The 16839-nt window shown below is 49.1% G+C and carries 9 protein-coding genes and 5 pseudogenes; 7 read left to right on the top strand and 7 right to left on the bottom strand.

All coding sequences use genetic code 11. The features are described from left to right. Nucleotides 1-122 precede the first annotated feature (122 nt). Nucleotides 123-3110, bottom strand: a pseudogene (locus NR177_RS22325) (Tn3 family transposase). A gap of 166 nt (nt 3111-3276) precedes the next feature. Between NR177_RS22325 and NR177_RS22320 the strand changes: the two are divergent. From NR177_RS22320 to NR177_RS22310, 3 genes and pseudogenes are all read left to right on the top strand, one after another. Continuing rightward, the gene (locus NR177_RS22320; protein WP_256853655.1) at nt 3277-3918 is read left to right on the top strand and encodes a recombinase family protein; all 642 of its coding nucleotides are present in this window, start codon (nt 3277-3279) and stop codon (nt 3916-3918) included. Between the two features lie 178 nt (nt 3919-4096). Next, nucleotides 4097-5473 carry a hypothetical protein gene (locus NR177_RS22315; RefSeq protein WP_256853654.1) on the top strand — a complete coding sequence of 459 codons (1377 nt, stop codon included), beginning with the start codon at nt 4097-4099 and terminating at the stop codon, nt 5471-5473. A 191-nt stretch (nt 5474-5664) separates the two neighbouring features. Beyond that, nucleotides 5665-6204: pseudogene (locus tag NR177_RS22310) on the top strand (IS30 family transposase); the annotation flags it as partial. A gap of 12 nt (nt 6205-6216) precedes the next feature. Here NR177_RS22310 and NR177_RS22305 read toward each other — a convergent pair. The 3 genes from NR177_RS22305 to NR177_RS22295 all read right to left on the bottom strand — a co-directional run bounded on the left by NR177_RS22305 (nt 6217) and on the right by NR177_RS22295 (nt 9605). Beyond that, nucleotides 6217-6513 carry a hypothetical protein gene (locus NR177_RS22305; RefSeq protein WP_256853653.1) on the bottom strand — a complete coding sequence of 99 codons (297 nt, stop codon included), beginning with the start codon at nt 6511-6513 and terminating at the stop codon, nt 6217-6219. Between the two features lie 78 nt (nt 6514-6591). After that, on the bottom strand, nt 6592-8256 hold the full coding sequence (locus NR177_RS22300) for a methyl-accepting chemotaxis protein (RefSeq protein ID WP_256853652.1): 1665 nt from the start codon (nt 8254-8256) through the stop codon (nt 6592-6594). A 365-nt stretch (nt 8257-8621) separates the two neighbouring features. After that, on the bottom strand, nt 8622-9605 hold the full coding sequence (locus NR177_RS22295; protein ID WP_256853651.1) for an IS110 family transposase: 984 nt from the start codon (nt 9603-9605) through the stop codon (nt 8622-8624). A gap of 640 nt (nt 9606-10245) precedes the next feature. Here NR177_RS22295 and NR177_RS22290 point away from each other — a divergent pair. From NR177_RS22290 to NR177_RS22280, 3 genes are all read left to right on the top strand, one after another. Then, the gene (locus NR177_RS22290; RefSeq protein ID WP_256853650.1) at nt 10246-11790 is read left to right on the top strand and encodes a methyl-accepting chemotaxis protein; all 1545 of its coding nucleotides are present in this window, start codon (nt 10246-10248) and stop codon (nt 11788-11790) included. Beyond that, the gene (locus NR177_RS22285) at nt 11783-12112 is read left to right on the top strand and encodes a hypothetical protein (protein ID WP_256853649.1); all 330 of its coding nucleotides are present in this window, start codon (nt 11783-11785) and stop codon (nt 12110-12112) included. The genes NR177_RS22290 and NR177_RS22285 overlap by 8 nt, the downstream gene beginning before the upstream one ends. Before the next feature lie 332 nt (nt 12113-12444). Then, nucleotides 12445-13620: an alginate lyase family protein gene (locus NR177_RS22280; RefSeq protein ID WP_256853648.1), complete on the top strand. Its 1176-nt coding sequence runs from the start codon at nt 12445-12447 to the stop codon at nt 13618-13620. A gap of 1145 nt (nt 13621-14765) precedes the next feature. Here the strand turns inward: NR177_RS22280 and NR177_RS22265 are convergent. Both NR177_RS22265 and NR177_RS22260 read right to left on the bottom strand, forming a co-directional pair. Continuing rightward, nucleotides 14766-15185, bottom strand: a complete 420-nt coding sequence (locus NR177_RS22265) for a cupin domain-containing protein (RefSeq protein WP_256853647.1) — start codon at nt 15183-15185, stop codon at nt 14766-14768. 183 nt (nt 15186-15368) lie between these two features. Continuing rightward, nucleotides 15369-15545, bottom strand: a pseudogene (locus NR177_RS22260) (IS3 family transposase); the annotation flags it as partial. Between the two features lie 7 nt (nt 15546-15552). Here NR177_RS22260 and NR177_RS22255 point away from each other — a divergent pair. After that, nucleotides 15553-15736: pseudogene (locus tag NR177_RS22255) on the top strand (transposase); the annotation flags it as partial. Nucleotides 15737-16339: 603 nt separating this feature from the next. On the opposite strand, the pseudogene NR177_RS22250 reads toward NR177_RS22255, so the two are convergent. Continuing rightward, nucleotides 16340-16617, bottom strand: a pseudogene (locus NR177_RS22250) (transposase); the annotation flags it as partial. Between the last annotated feature and the right edge of the window lie 222 nt (nt 16618-16839).

The following is a 16839-nucleotide window of genomic DNA, read 5'->3' as shown; positions in this document are numbered from 1 at the left end:
CCGAAAGACCGCGCGACATGGCGCGGTTTTTTTTGCCCGGAGCGGCCAGGCTGGCCCCGCAAAAAACGGCTGCCCTGCGGGCCGGAATAGGGCTCCGTTTGGGAAACGGAAAATATTGTACGTTAAAGTGATTTTTTGTACCGACTGACATCAACTGACCGCAAAGGTCGATACTTTCCTTCAGCCAGCTTTTTATTGTTTCGCCAGATATAGTCTCCCGTCAGATTAATATGCTCCCAGCCTAGCGGAGATAAGTGCGACAACAATTGTTCATTGAGATGTAGCCCCTTTCTTTTCAGCAGGTTAATGGCGTTTTCTATATATACGGTATTCCACAATGTGATCGCGGCGGTAATCAGCGTCAGTCCGCTAGCCCGGTAACTCTGGTTTTCCAGACCTCGATACCTTGTTTCACCAAGACGATGCATGAAGACGGCTCTGGCAAGGGCATTCCGAGCTTCTCCCTTATTCAAACCGGCCTGAACCCTGCGACGCAATGCTGGATCGCGGAACCAGTCCAGCATAAACAAAGTTCGCTCGATACGGCCAATTTCCCTCAACGCCTTAGCAAGCCCGTTCTGTTTGGGATAACTGGCCAGCTTTTTTAGCATCAAGGACGCAGTCACTGTTCCCTGCTTTATTGAGGCGGCCAGTCTCAGGATTTCACTCCAGTGGCTTTCTATATCCTTGATATTCAGTGGTGTTGTGGAAATAATTGACTGTAGCGCAGGGTATTTATTAGCTTTCCCCTGTATAAACAACCGCTTGTTGTGAAGATCCCGGATCCTTGGTGCAAAAGCGAACCCTAGCAAATGCATCAGCGCAAAAACATGTTCCGTAAAACCTGCCGTATCGGTGTAATGCTCGGTGATTGCAAGATCACTTTCGTGATACAGCAGGCCATCAAGTACGTGGGTGGAGTCACGAACACGGCTGATCACTTTGGTGTAAAACGGACTGTACTGGTCAGAAATATGCGTATAAAACTGTACACCCGGCTCTTGGCCGTACTTCAGATTGACCTGACCCGCATAGCGACCGTGGCTGCCAACCCGAAAATTCTGGCCGTCAGAAGATGAGGTTGAACCATCTCCCCATAATGCCGCCAGTGGATGTGACTTCTGGGCATTAACCAGTTCGGCCAGTGCAGCAGAGTACGTTTCATCACGGATATACCATGCCTGCATATTTTCCAGCGAAGCCCGTGTGGTTCCCGGACAGAACTCTGCCATTTTAGTCAGCCCCAGATTGATGCCATCCGCCAGGATGGTGGTGAGAAGCAAACGATCATCCTGCGGGCGGGTAAGCGGGTTCTTCAGGTGGGTAAAATGACGCGTGAACGCAGTCCATCGTTCAACCTCATCCAGTATTTCTGTAATTTTGGGATGCGGCAACATGTTGTAAATCAGGTCGGCCAGCGGTGAAATTGCTGAGGGAACTTTGTTATCCAGGGGAGTGACCTTTAAGCCTTTGTCAGATATATCCACATCGGGCAGATCTCCTGTGACGGCCATTGCATTAACTTCCTCCAGGCGGGAGGCCAGCAGCGTCAGCCGGGCCTTAAGGTAAGCCCCGCATTCTGTTTCGACAGGTATATTTAACTGGTTATTATTTAATAATTTATCAAAATCACCGCCCAGCATAAGGTAATAATCAAATTTTTTGTAGCGCCGGGAACCCCGGACCCAGATATCACCAGCCCGCAGCGCCCCCTTCAGCTCGTTCATTGCGCAAATTTCATAATATTGCCGATCAATGCCCGAGTGGGTGATCACCATCTTTTTCCAACTCTCGGGAATGAAATCCAGTGGTGCCGATGAAGGAATCTTTCTTAGCTGCTTACGGTACATCTCACGAATAGTATCGAGGGCGTCATTAAGAGGTAAGGCGGCCGGAGTGGCGATCAGTTGCAGGGCCGATAACAATCGGGAAGAATATTTACGCAGTGTGCTGAATTTTTCGGTAATAAGATGAAGTGGTTCGAAATTATCCTTACGTGCAAGGAGCCGGGTTTCCTCCAGGCTGGCGGCAAAATCTTCCCACGGTAATATCTGTTCAACAGCAGACAGAGGGTCTTCGCCTGCGTTGCGTGCATCTAGGATCGCCTGCCCGACGGAAACATACTGACGTAATTTTTGCTGTATCAGCTTACCCGTTTTCTGAAGGCGTTCGGCCTGCTGACGTTTTGCCCGGCTGAACATGCTACCCAGTATACGTTCGTGCAGTTCTATAGTTTCATCAATAATTGTTGCTCTGGCCTCAGTCAGTACACAGACCATCGTTGCGTATCGACGCGCAGGGGCAAAATCAGCTAAATCCCGGCTGCTCATTTTGCGGCCTTCCCGCGCCAGTTTCAGCAACCGGTTCTGATGAACTGTTCTATCCACGCCTTCCGGTAGCTCCAGTACTTCAATGGCGTTAAGGCGGTCGATATGTTGTAGGACATTCTTTCCATTGATCTTCCCAGGAGGCTGAAGCAACCACGTTAAACGAGAAATTTGCTTTTCAGTTGTCACCAGTAGCGCATCAAACGCTGATTTATGCGTGGCGCTAAGGTGCGTATTCAGCGTGGTATAAACCGCTTTATCACCCAGCGTCATTGCCTCAGCACAAGTGCGTTCCACAACATCAATACCGGGAACAATAATTCGCCGTTGATGCAGATACTTCAGTAATTCCTCTGCGATAAGTATGCCCCGATCAGTACGGGTAGACTGAGGGAGCAGATACTGGATACATTCTTTCTGAAGCTCACCATTGAAAGCCTTCAGTTCCAGGTAGCGATAGAGTTCACTCAGGTGCTCACGCCGGGTGGTATCACGGCCGGAAATATATTCCTGCCAGAGTTCTGCTGAAAGTTTAAGGCGGTTGCCGATGACTCTGAGCAATTCTGCCGGTGGAGACGATTTTTTATCCGGAGCAAACCCGATATTTTTCAGATAACAGAGAAGGACGGCAAAACCAAACCGATTGGCGGGTTTACGGTGAGCATTAATAATTGCCAGATCCTGCTCGCTGAAATACGCCATTCAGGTCAGCGTTAACTCATCGTCTGGTAATGCCAGTAATGATTCTCTTTCCGACAGTGAAAGAATCTGCCTCCTTGCTATATAGTTTCCTCGCAAAATATTCAGTACGGTATTTTTAACAAAACTGGATATAGAATAAGGGTACACCCTGACGCCATAACCAAAACATGACGGCACACGACGAATGACATAGCCTATATGCGATAGATTAAATGCAATAACCTAAATGCGAGAACACGGTGAAAAAATGTTCATCAGAGCTTATTTGAGGGCATCGACGGAAGATCAGTTCGCCGATCGGGCAAAAGAGATGCTGGAGCAGTTCGTTCAGGAACGAGGGCATAAAATCGCCAGCTATTACCGCGAGAACATCAGCGGGACAAAACTTGACCGCCCGGAGCTGGGGCGCTTGCTGATGGACAGTCACCGTAATGATATTTTGCTTGTTGAGCAGATTGACCGCCTGACCCGCCTCAGCAACGGCGACTGGATGACGCTGAAAAAGAAAATTGAGCAACACGAACTGCGGATTGTCAGCCTGGATGTGCCCACCTCATGGCAGGCACTGTCAGATAAAGACCCTTCTCAGGCTGATCCAATCACCCGCGCCGTGATAACCGCTATCAATAATATGCTTATCGATCTGATGGCCGCGATGTCGCATAAGGACTGGCTGAGCCGCCGCCAGCGTCAAAAGCAGGGAATTGCGCGGGCGCACACGCTGGGTAAATATCGAGGTAAGCAGGCTGACAATGAGCGGCACCAGAAAGTGGTGTACTACCGGCAGGTTAAAAAACTCAGTATCCGTGAAACGGCAGATGCGACAGGTTACAGTGTTTCGCAGGTTTGCCGCATCCGGGCCCTTTATAAAAATGCGGTATCTGATTAAAAAGCAGTACTGACGTAAATCAAAACGTTGTTAAAAAACGAACAGAAAATATCTGGACAGGGACAAATGGAGAAACGTAATCTGTGGATATTTTCACTTTCATGATCAACATTTTATAAGGAATTCTGCCATCCAGATATTAGAGGATAAAATCGACGGACGCAGAATTTAACTTTTTATGCACATGAATCGCAGAAATTTTATCATAGGTAGTGCGGTTTTATTAGCCAGTCCGACTTTTGCCTGGGAATTGCCCGGCCCAGACACAAAGCTGCCAGATCTGACACAGGCACAGATTCTAGAAGATCTTATATTCCTCAAATCACAATGGGCTCCTCTGGACAAAAGCTTTAATCCAGCACAGCGCGCAGCTTTTGATAGGATTATAAACAATGCTGTTGCAAGAGCTGCAACATCATCGCCAGAAGACCTGGTTCTGGATGTTATGCAGGCTGTTGCGACTCCACGTAACGGGCACACTGCGCCCCTGGTTGGGCGCCTCCTTGACTCTCTGCCTGTAAGATTATGGTGGTTTTCTGACGGGCTTTACATACTGAGTGCGGCTCCTGGTTATGAATCCACTCTTGGTGCACGTATTGAAAAATTTGGGGAACTGACAAGTGCTGAGTGTCTGGAGCGTGTGGCACCTTATATTTCTGGCACAGATCAGAGGATCCGTTATCTAAGTGCGAGCTATCTGACGAGCAAAATGGTTCTGGATCGTATAGGTGTATTGTCGCCGCAGAACAACTTTCCCCTGACACTAAGCCTGAAGAATGGGGAAACAAAAACAGTCGACTTAAGTCTCAGTAAGCCAGATGCTTATGACGCACGCGAACCCGTACTTTTCGGATGGTCCTCACTCATTCCCGATGAAAAAGGCAAAGAAGGCCGCTGGGCACATGTGCTGGATGGGGCAGAAAAACGCTCACCCGGATATGAAAAACCAGCCCCCCTAGCTGTGCGGTGGATTGGCAACGGAGAAAAAACACTCTATATCCGCAGTAATTTTATTGAAAGCAGGGGAAAAGACTCACTTGCCGATGCACTTTTGTTTGGCGTCATACAGAAACAGGTTGAACCTAAACAACCCAGGTTCATTTTGGTGGATTTACGGCTGAACAATGGCGGAAACTACTTCGAAACAATGCTGTTCTCGCAAGCATTGCCGAAGCTACTCCCCAGTGACGGACATCTGTTCGTTCTTGTCAGCCGTGCAACGTTTTCAGCGGCTCTGGTTACCGCTGCCACGTTAAAACGTTCTAATCCTGCTAAAGTGACTCTGGTAGGTGAAATAATGGGTGACAACGGTCATTTCTGGGCTGAACCAGAAACCAAAATACTCCCGAACTCCAGGATACAGGTTCTCTATAGCTCTAAACTCGAAGATTTTGAACAGGGCTGTGCCGGTAATGTCGATTGTTACTGGCCTGCTGCCGTCTTTGCTCAAAGCACCATCAGTCTTGAGCCCGAAGTAAAAATCTCAGTGCCATTTAACGATTATGCCAAGGGTCACGATCCTGTGCTGGACGCAGCGCTTTCCCGGGCAAAATGATTACTCAATATTCGCCAGACTGATAACCTGACCGTACTTATACAAATCAAAAATTTTCTAGCTTTGGTGACGGAGTTTTCTGGAATTCAGGAGTAAATACCACATCGATAAATCGTGGTGTGAGTAACGTCCATCCAGCGCTTTGCGAGCATTTCCTGACTAAAGAATAAGCTTAACGTACAATATTTTCCGTTTCCCAAACGGAGCCCTATAAAACGCTTTTTATACAAACCCGGGGGGCATTAAAAAAAGAACTGCAGCAATGCCTCAGAAGCGGAAGAGTCGTGCGTAGATCCAGAACATCATCGCTTAAAGGGAAAGGATTAGGATCAATCCCGCACACGATACCTATCAGCGAAAGGCCACCTGAAGCCGCTGACAGAGCAATACCAGGTCACTGGGAAGGTGACCTGATCCAGGGCTCTAAAAACTCCTGTATCGTCACCCTCGTAGAACGTCATTCCCGTTTTATTATGCTGGCCAAAGTCAGGGACAACAGGAGCATAACGGTTATATCTGCACTCATCAGACAAGCCCGGGAATTACTTGCTGAGCTTTATAAAACATTAACATGGGACCGGGGCGCTGAAATGACCAGCCATACCCGGTTTACTGCAGCCACAGATATTCAGGTTTACTTCTGCGATCCTCAATCTCACTGGCAACGCGGCTCCAATGAAGATAGGCGGCTTAAGTGCCCTTTGACCAATTCTTTTCAGCAACGATACTATTTATCTTATCCGTTAAAAAAGACGCTTAAGATTACCCAGCATATTACCGAGCAGGATAAATGAACGCTGCAGACTGGTGATACTGATAAATAAATTCGCATCTGTCTCTTTCAGCCACTGTTCAAACCCTTCAACGCGACAAATGTCCGAAACCTCTTCAAAATAAGCCCGGAGATGTTCAAGGTTATTCAGATACACCAGAAACGACGAATAGTTCTCGGCGCTCATCTGCTCAACGAGAGCGTTGATATGTTCATGCAGCACCGTCAGTTCCAGGTGCTTTTCCGCAAAAACTGTATCGCTGTGCATTCGGTTTTCCTTGTGTGCGTAGGTTAAGCTCATACTGCTGAATATACAGCCGGTGCTGGCTGGCGGCTGTCAGACTGGTCAGAACTTAGTCCAGTTATCGTTGCTACTGTGGAGTGTTTCTGACAGCGTATTTAACGTTACTGGCTTTGCGACAAGCATGTTCTTATGTGGCTTTACTTCAGGCTTCCGGACTGACGTGCCCTCGCTAACCGTAAACGCTGCGACCAGGCCTTTCAGCGCATCAGCTTGTTCAGTCAGTGAGCGGGCAGCTGCCGATGCTTCTTCGACCAGTGAGGCGTTCTGCTGCGTCACGTCGTCCATCTGATTGACCGCCTGATGGACCTGACTGATTCCCAGAGATTGTTCCTGCGCAGCAACCGTAATTTCGTCAATCAGTTCTGCGACCTGACGGACAGCGTCATCCATCCGCATCATGTTCTCACCGACTTCGCCGGCCTGTGACGCCCCGGCCTCAACTAAAGCAATGGAGGATTCAATCAGCTCCTTTATTTCACGCGCGGAAGCGGAAGATCGCTGCGCCAGGTTTCTCACTTCGCCGGCCACGACTGCAAAGCCACGCCCCTGTTCACCAGCGCGGGCCGCTTCGACAGCCGCATTGAGTGCGAGGATATTGGTCTGAAATGCCACTCCCTCAATCAGGGCTATGATGTCTGTGATTTTGGCTGAACTACTGCGGATGTCTGACATTGTACCAATCATGATGCGGACCATTGAGGAGCTATCATCAGAAATATCAAGGGCATTCTTAGCGAGCTGACTGGCCATACGGGTATTTTCGGCAGTCAGTCGGACCGTCTCGCTGAGCTGCGACATGCTGGCGGCGGTTTGCTCCAGTGAGGCAGCCTGCTCTTCGGTCCGCGAGGACAGATCCTCATTGCCGACGGCTATCTCGCCTGATGAGGCACTGACGTAGTGTGCAGCCTGCCCGACGGCATTCAGCGAGGTGTCAACGTTGCTGACAAGGTGATTAAACGCCTTTGCGGTAAGCCCTATCTCATCGCGGTGTGACTCGTCTACCCTGAGGGTTAAATCCAGATTTTCACTGGCACTTTCCATCACGGCACGCATACCGTTGAGATGCCGGCGAATAGACAGAATGGTCCTTAACGTGAAGAAACCAAATATCACAATGGCCGCTGCAGAACCTGTGATGAGTGTCCACAGGGTCAGGTGATAGGTACGGGTATTCTGCGCTTTGTAAGCGTTGCTGATGCCTACGTTAAACTGACGTTGCTTCAGATAGTCATCAATCAGGCTACGTGTTGTGGCACCTACACCATCATTTCCCAGTATGGCGGGCAGGGCCACGTTATCATTCTGCGCTCTGGAGCCTTCCAGAAAAACCGGTAACCTGGCACGTATTTGCTGGATAGTGGTAAGTTCACGCTGACTCATCTGCCGATCCGCATCGTTAGAAACGTCCTCCTCAAGATAGTGCCGGGTGTCTTTCGTCAGCTGGTCAATACGCTCATTTATTTCTTTTTCATACTGTGCCTGCTGGCTGAGGCTTTTTGAGGTCTGATGCCGGAACAGCCAGATGATAAGCCTGTTGCTGCTGTTAATTAGGTCATCAATGTCCGTAATGGAAGGGATGGTGTTTTCTTGGACGTACTGAAAGCGGTCCTGGAACCCCGTTACTACGGTGACTGAGGCGGTAACAATTACTACCAGCGATATAGCCAGTAGCGAGAAGGTCAGAAAAAGGCGCTGTGAAATGGTCATGAGTCACTCCTGTTTTTAAAAAGCAGACAAGCCAGTGCTTACCCTCATTAAAAGTGTCGGAACAAATCATGCGGACTTTAATTACAAATGTATGGAAATGTGTTAGTTGAATGTAGCCTCCGGAAGAGAACGGAAGCGATGACCGATAACAGCCGTTGAAACGAGCTGATGGTGCTGAGGGAGTCAGTCTGTCAATCTTTGCGAAACTATTGTCCGCTATGAGCTGTGAGTTCTTCGTTTCATGGCTAAGTCCCCCTTGATTAAGGATAGCGTTGCATCCACCGATTGAACTCACAGCTCATAGCGGACTCCGCCCGGTTGCCCTCATGAGCGATTCTGTCAGTAAAGTGTCACCTCAACCTGAGTCAGGTATTCAGCGCAGCACGGGGGCTTCCGTCATAGTAAGCGGCTCCCGTCTTCAGGACGCCATAACACCAGTGAACCAGTTTTCGCATCAGTACACCAATGGCCACCATTTTGGGTTTTCCCCGCAGGCACATTTCCTCGTAAATGTTACGCATACGTTTGTTATGAATCTTTCCGCACAGAGCCGACATGTAAAGTTTTGCTCTCAGCTGAGGCGGGCCGATTTTAGACATGCGGGACCGTTCCCGAACCGAAGTGCCCGAGCGCTTCTCGACAGGCACCACGCCCAGAAAGGCAGCAGCCTGGTCTGCTGATTCAAAGTGATGGCTGCGAAGCACAACCAGCATGTGCATACCCATCTGGAGCCCGACAGATTTAATCGACGTCAGCAGCGCATAGTCCCATTTCAGGTCCGGGCTGGCATGAATGTGCGCTTTAACCTGCCGTTCATCTTCACGGAGCAGCTGCGCCATTCTGATGCATGAACTGATGACGTCTGCAGGCGTGTCGGTAGACTGATATTTTTCGAGCCGGTTTTCCTCACGCACGGCGTCAGCGAGCAGCACATTCCGCCGGCGCAGAAGTGCGCTGAGAAGCCCGATATCCGCTGCAGGCGGCTCCCACCGATGCGGTTTTTTCAGCAGTACGTAACAGGCCAGCATATACGCATCCACCTTGTCCATTTTGGTCATTATCCTCATGCCACGGGCAAACTCCCGGCTGCGGTGAGGGTTGGCCAGAGACACAAATAATCCTGCATATTGCAGGGACGTGGCCAGCCGTTCGTGATACACGCCGTTGGCCTCCATCACCACATGAACATCCTCCGGACCGCAGTGCTGAAGCCTGAGCCAGCGAAGTATGTGCGCAACCGAGCTGCGGTCGTTGCGGATATTTCGTGTTTTGACGCGACCTTTCATGCCGTTGTAAAGCATGCAGAGGTCGAGCGTGTCTTTAATGACGTCAATACCGACTAGAAACATGATTTCACTCCTCTCATATAGACCGTCACGCCTGTTCGCCTTGTACAAACTGAGTCGTGCTCCCGGTAATCGTTCAACCTGATGTGCTGGCGTGAAAGGTGAAGCAGAGGGCCATGTGCTGCAAAGCAGGAGCGTTATTTAAACCGTCCTCAGGGAAGGGACCGGCTCACTCAGCCTCAGTGGTGGTAGCTAATCAATTAGATACAAAGTTGGGGCCGCCTCTGAAAAAATGCTGCTCGATTCAGCTCACCCTCGGGCTTCAAAACCCAGCAGGACGGTCGTGCTGCAGCATCGTGTATCCAGTTTAATCAGGCTTTATGAACATATAAGACCGAGCGCCAGCGTTCTTCGACGGCGAAGCGGCCCGGATAAAGTGAAGTCATGGTGCAGGTTCTGAAAAAGAGATAGGCATAAGTGAGAAAGTGGAAGTGGGTTCCGGCGTCAGGCAAAGCCGGTACGGAGAGAATAAAGATCGTGCATTATCAGTATTTAGGATTTAGGATTTATCTTAGACTCTTGGAAGTGATATTAGGCACTTTATGCAAAGAAAATAATATAAATAATCTTTTCTGCTGAGCCGTTAACAAATGCCCTTGCGCACGGACACATAGCAGAATTCCCCTACATGATGAGAATAAATATGAAAATATCCAGCCGCCTTGCCGCATGTTTCAGCCTGCTTATTATCCTGTTCATCGTCTGCACAGGCACAGCTCTGAATGCACTCCACAAAGCCCGGGAAAGTATGGACGACGTCGTCAATATCAAGATGAAGAAGTACAGTCTTGCCCAGGGCATGCTGGGTGAGCTTGAAGACATGGCTAGTGCGGTAAGAACATTAGGGCTGCTCACTGACCCCGTGCAAATGAAGCCGGTTGATGAGCGTCTGCAAAAAACCAAAGCCGCGTTTATCTCTGACCGCAAGATGCTGAATGAAATCATGAAAACCGATTTAACCCCAGCCGGGCGTGAGGCGATGAAAAGGCTGGCTGACAACGAAAACACTTTCTTTGTCATTTTCGAGAAGGCACGTCAGCTCGGACTCGCCAACCAGAACAAAGAGTTCCTTAACTTTTTCATTAATGACGTACGACCGATTCAGAACAGGATGCTCAGCGCCATTGAAGATCTCGCTCGTGAGCAGCAAAAAAACAGCCAGACTGCTGTGCAGCAAAACAGCGCTTCGACCTCAGAGGCCTCTCTCATCCTGATGCTGCTGGCCGGCGCCTCCGTTCTTGTCAGCGTAGGAGCCTGTATTCTGGTAATCCGGGTACTGATGAGCCAGCTGGGCAGTGAACCCGCTCAGGCGCAGGCCCTTGCCGCGACCATCGCGGCAGGCGACCTGACCACCCCAGTTCCCCTTCGCCGCAACGACACGACCAGCCTGATGGCCTCGCTTGACGGCATGCAGGCCAACCTGCGCGGTCTGGTATCGCAAATCAAGGAGACTGCTGGCTCTGTGGCGCTGGCCGCTGACGAAATCGCGCAGGGCAACACTGAGCTGTCGTCACGGACCGAACAGCAGGCAGCTGCGCTGCAGGAGACAGCCGCCAGCATGGAGCAGCTGACAGCTACTGTGAAGAGCAACACGGTCGGTGCGCAGCAGACTGCGGAATCCGCCCGCGATACTGCCCACCTGGCTCGCGAAGGCGGCTCCGAAGTTCAGCGCATGTCGGTCACCATGCTGAACATCTCGGTGAGTGCCACGAAAGTCCGCGATATCACGTCGGTGATTGAAAGCATCGCCTTCCAGACCAATATCCTGGCGCTGAATGCTGCCGTCGAGGCCGCGCGTGCGGGTGAAGAAGGCCGCGGCTTTGCTGTGGTGGCCGGCGAGGTCCGGACGCTGGCACAGCGTAGCGCCACGGCTGCGAAAGACATCAAATTACTGATTGAACAGGCCGTTGAGCAGATTGAAAGTGGAGTTACCGTTGCCTCATCGGCCGGACAGAGCATCCAGAAGGTTGTCGGCATGGTCGGCGAACTGGCGGAGGCAATGGACAATATATCCCTTGCATCATCCGAGCAGATGCAGGGAATTTCTCAGGTCAGCGTTGCCGTGAGCCAGATGGACGGCGTGACGCAGAACAACGTGGCACTGGTAGAGGAATCCTCTTCGGCCTCTCAGTCATTGTCGGAGCAGGCAAACGCGCTGCGGGGCATGGTGGAGACATTCCGTGTCTGATGATAACCAGCCTACGCTCGATCAGCTCTACTTAACTGCTATCAGGTCGATTAAGATGGATATTGATCTGTTTTTCACACAACTGAAAAGCGGGGTATATGCCAGTCCGGACACCTTTGCAAACAACTGGGCACATCTGATAAGAGTAATTAATGAAATTAAGCCTATACTCATCAAGCCTGGCGTCACGGAGGCGCTGGTGAGAACGGACAGGCAGCTAATGACAGACCTGCAGGCTATCACCCACGCTGTGGAGATCATAGAAAACTTTCTAGCCTGCCTGGAACACCAGGCCAGAGAATATGGCGACAAGCCGCGATGAAATTTGTCTTGAACTGAAATAAGACTGTCATGTCGCGCGGGTTTAATGTGACATGGTGTGTAATTTTTCATAAAGCTGCTCTGCGCCTCCGGGCGTGCCCGGATTGTACATGCCGGAGGGTTTTTTTGGCCAGAATACTGATGCCTGATATCAGTCGCCTGTAATCGGCTCATCAAGGGCTGATGATTCACATCTAAAATTGTATTACTTATAACAATATCACATAGGCGACTACGCTTTGTGCAGCTGCACACCGGCATGTCAGCCTAAAGATGATGCGTGTTGCAGCCGAGTTCCGTTCGTCCAACAAAATACCGGGAAAATGAGCTCACATGATGAAAAGTAAAAAAGTGACTATTGCAGCCATGTTATTTTTTGGGCTTTCACCTTTATGTTTTTCTGTGAATGGGGCATTCATTCATCCCGGGGCACTGAATACGGCCGATGACTTCAGAAAAATAGCTCTGGAAGTAAAAGAAGGGCGCCAGCCTTGGTCTTCAGATTTTGCGTTATTACGCACTAATAATCATGACTCACCTGACTACACTCCTCATCCTGTGACTGTTCTTTATCGGGGCACAGCGGCAGGTCACCCAAAAGAAAATTATGCACTCCTCTTCAATGACGCCGCGGCCGCGTATGCTTTAGCTCTGGACTGGCGGCTGAGCGGAGACGACACTCGAGCAAAGCGTGCCGTTTATATACTCACTCAGTGGGCAGATAAGCTGCGCTTAGTTGACGGAACATCAGATAAATTTCTTGCGGCCGGACTCTATGGCTACCAACTTGCTGTCGCAGCCGAAACCCTTCGGGGGTCATCTGCTTTTTCAGCCTCGCAGCAGAAGGCGGTCAGAAATATGCTGGTTACGGAGTTTGCACCCATGAACATCGCTTTTCTTGAGAATCATAACGGCGCAAAAAAGGACCATTACTGGGCCAACTGGGACCTGTCTAATACCGCTTCGCTGATGGCTATTGGTATTTATGCAGACCGGAGAGATCTTTATAACAAGGCTCGTGACTATTATCTAGCCGGAAACGGTAACGGCGCGTTGAAAAACGCAGCATGGAAAATTTATCCTGACGGGCTTGCCCAGTGGCAGGAAAGTGGCCGCGATCAGGGGCATACGCTGCTTGGCATTGGTCTTGCCGGGACAATATGTCAACTGGCCTGGAACCAGGGTTATGATCTGTTTGGTGCCTATAACAACCGCCTCCTCGGAGCGGCCCGTTACATAGCCAGTTATAATTCAGGAAACAGTGTCCCTTATACGGCTTACCATAACAGTGACGTTACCCAGCCGGTTATTTCCGTTAAAGGTCGTGGAGAAAAAAGACCTGTATGGGCACTGTTATACGGCCATTATGTGCAGCTGATGCATATCAATGCGCCGGAGATAAAGACGGCGATGGAGAAGGATAGCAATGAAGGCGGAGGCGGTAATTACGGCCCGAACAGTGGCGGGTATGACGCGCTGGGTTATGGCACCTTAACTTTTCTACATTGATTTCTGATTGGCAGGTTTTGATTAACACGTTGCTTGGCTTCAAAAGGCGGCTCTGATTAGGTGCCTTATACAGCTGTCTTGTCTCAGCAGCGGAGGATCATGTGCTGCTAAACAACGTTCAGCGCGATCGACAATATATGACATTAAAGGCGAAGACCGGCTTACTCTGCTTCAGTGGTGGTAGGTAATTACCACGTGTGGTTAGATACAAGCGAGGTTCAACCTGTCATAAAGTAATCGGCTTCTCCTGGCTACTGGTGCCATGTGGCCAGCTTCTTAGGCGAGCATAAACTGGCGCCTCTATGCGCTTTCGCGCACAACAAGTTGAGACACTGCTGGAGATATCCAATGCAAAACGTTGAAGATAACGAGACGGAATCTACTTACTGTAAAGCCTGCAGAATCAATGAAATGGTCTGTCTGAGCAGAGCTGGTGATGGAAAGGAATAAGCCGTGAAAAGATTAAGCGCGATCTTATGCTTCTGCTTATTGAGCATATCAGGTAAAAGGGAGAAGCTGACATCGCCCTGATTTTTGCTATAGAGCAGCTGATTGAACTACCACCTTGACAAGGTTATATCTGAATACCTTCTATCACGTCCATGCTCTGTTCATGTATGTTTGAAGTGGTCAACTGAAACTGGCCACCGATTTAGAGCTTTTCCAGTATCGGTTTTCCGATTCGTTTGGGGGGTAACCCACCATTATAGTCTTTTCCCACGAACAAATCATCAGTATTCTCCTCGAAGCCGAAGCCTGGGTTTCGGTCAGGGAACTCTGCCGCAGGCATGCTGCTTTAGACGCCACCTTCAACAAAGTCTGGATCCCAAGTGAAGTGGAGTTGCCCCGGCTAAAACGGACACGGTTAATTTATAGCAAGTAGTGAACTTCTGTACTCTCTCGGTATTAGTTATGATACCTCCCTTGATAAACTGTTGACAAGAAACAATTATTTTATTTTGCCTTTCACCATCGGAAATTAAATTGTGTACATGACTATTTTGGTAATTTACTGCCTGACATTGATGGGATTCGAAGAAACCTAGCAATGCGCTATCAGGCAGAAAATCTTGAAAATTTAGACCTACTTGCGGAGCAAGGAAATGTCATGAAAGTAATCTTATATTAATATTATAAATTTAGTTTTAATCTCTGAATTTCAATATGAAATCGCAATCTAGTTCAGGTAACATTATTACACTTTCCTGCTCATTGGGATCTGATCTTGCGATTATGACTTGAGCAATATATTCACTTTTATTATACGGAAGATGAGGAACGCCTGCAGGAATATACAAAAATGAACCTTCCGGTACTTCAAGTTCCTTTTCAAGATTTACTCCAAACCTCACCCAAGTCTTGCCACTTAGTGCATAAATAGCAGTCTCGTGATCAAGATGTTTGTGGGCCTTACCCTGTGACATGGCCGGAATCCTCGCAAGTTGCATATGTAAATGTGACGATCCTACCGTTTCTTTAGATATTCCGACCACGTATGATAGTCCCTGTTTACCGGAAAAAACCGATTTAGGAGTGACAACCTGACATTCAATAATTTTATTCATTAGGTATCCTCAGATGTAGGGAGTGATAGGTTAAACCTAATTACCATCCCAGATGGAATGTCAATGAACATTAAATGTGTAGTTGATTTAAGATAAAAATGAATTTTTTATTTTTAGGGGATGGTTCACTAGTATAATATAAAATTACAAAAAAGTGATTGAACGTGAATCGCAACAGATAATCTAGACACTTCCGGGTCTTTGATAAAGTTGATTTTCATATTCTGTCGGTGACATCTGATAGCCCGAACCATGATGACACTTACTGTTATAAAAGATTTTGATGTAACCAAAAACATCGCTGCGGGCTTCCTCCCACGTTCCGTAGATCTTTTTCTCTATCTGTTCGCGTTTCAGTAGCACCACTGGCGCCAAGTTCTGGCTGAACGTACTAACAGAGCTGAAAAATCGCGGACTGAACGACACTCATCGCCTGCGTTGACGGCCTGGAAGGCTTTCTGGACGTCATAAACGCGGTGTATCCGCAGGCACGCTTCCAACTGTGCATCGTGAACATGGTGCGAAACAGCTTGCGGTTCGTCTCCTATAAACAGGCTTATGGATGAGTTGATGACGTTCAGTCAGGTGATTTTTCCCTTATCTAAACATTTGGTGGTAAATATTATCTATGTACAGCCTGAACCACCAAAGCTCATGACGCGTAAACAACCGAGTGTGATGACGCTGCCGTGCAGATGAAAGTGGGCAGTGGTCAGATCCTGACAGGCAACGCTAAGTGAATTCTGCATAACCCGCAGGGGCTGTAGCGCCAGTTTTCACGTAGCGCGCCCGGTTCTCAACGGGCTTCGGGACCTGAGGGGATACAGGTGAGGTGCCGGTGCGTAACCGGGTACTCGGCGTGATGCCTTATTTAACATAACTATGATTATACGCACCGATATGGTAATGGCTAAATTCAGATGTTCGCCTCTGGTTATATTGAGATGTCCGCATTATCGTCCTTTTTCCAGGGTTTCCCGGCTGAGGACGCAACTGATGACGGCTTACGGTTCGGAATGCTTTACGATGAATGAAGTTAACTGCCTCAAAATCCTAAAGGATGTCATTGATTGTAGGCTAACCACTTCTCTTGCATCACAACGACTTGGCCTTACGTTTTGACCCGCCCGAAAAAGCCTTCACACGCCGTGACCCGCTCCCTTGCAAAGTACCGCGCGACCTTTTTCAGGATATCCCGTTCTTCTTCGGTGCGTTTTAGCTGCGCCCGTAGTTTCTGGATCTCGCTTTTGGCTTCCAGTAAATCCCGTGCATTCTGTTCGATTTTATCAGGCTTGATAGCCCGGAGCCACTTGTAGAGGCTGTGCGCAGAAACGCCCAGACGGTCGGAAACTTCGGCAACGGAATAACCGCGTTCCGTTATCTGACGGACGGCTTCTTCCTTAAATTCAGATGTAAATCGTGGTGTGCCCATACGCTCCTCCTGTGCTCAAACTATAAGGCAGGATCGTCTACCGGGGTGAGGTCAGTCCACTCTCTCCTGAGAGTCCAAGAAATCGTCCGTACCTCCATTTTTATGCTCAAGTCCTAACATAGCTGACATTAATGCGACCTTACTTTAGTGTCATCCTTGTGAAAGTCTTAAAACGCTTATAAGACATATTTAGAGCATCAGCGAACGTGAAGCATACCGGTC

It is taken from the genome of Pantoea sp. Fr+CA_20 (assembly GCF_024520835.1).
GTDB lineage: Bacteria > Pseudomonadota > Gammaproteobacteria > Enterobacterales > Enterobacteriaceae > Pantoea > Pantoea allii.
This window is presented reverse-complemented; position numbering and strand designations above follow the sequence as displayed.

Excerpts from the sequence above, each read along its gene's own strand:
- NR177_RS22300 (WP_256853652.1), bottom strand. The coding sequence starts at position 8,256 with ATGACCATTTCACAGCGCCTTTTTCTGACCTTCTCGCTACTGGCTATA.
- NR177_RS22265 (WP_256853647.1), bottom strand. The coding sequence starts at position 15,185 with ATGAATAAAATTATTGAATGTCAGGTTGTCACTCCTAAATCGGTTTTT.
- NR177_RS22280 (WP_256853648.1), top strand. The coding sequence starts at position 12,445 with ATGATGAAAAGTAAAAAAGTGACTATTGCAGCCATGTTATTTTTTGGG.
- NR177_RS22295 (WP_256853651.1), bottom strand. The coding sequence starts at position 9,605 with ATGTTTCTAGTCGGTATTGACGTCATTAAAGACACGCTCGACCTCTGC.
- NR177_RS22315 (WP_256853654.1), top strand. The coding sequence starts at position 4,097 with ATGCACATGAATCGCAGAAATTTTATCATAGGTAGTGCGGTTTTATTA.
- NR177_RS22320 (WP_256853655.1), top strand. The coding sequence starts at position 3,277 with ATGTTCATCAGAGCTTATTTGAGGGCATCGACGGAAGATCAGTTCGCC.
- NR177_RS22290 (WP_256853650.1), top strand. The coding sequence starts at position 10,246 with ATGAAAATATCCAGCCGCCTTGCCGCATGTTTCAGCCTGCTTATTATC.
- NR177_RS22305 (WP_256853653.1), bottom strand. The coding sequence starts at position 6,513 with ATGCACAGCGATACAGTTTTTGCGGAAAAGCACCTGGAACTGACGGTG.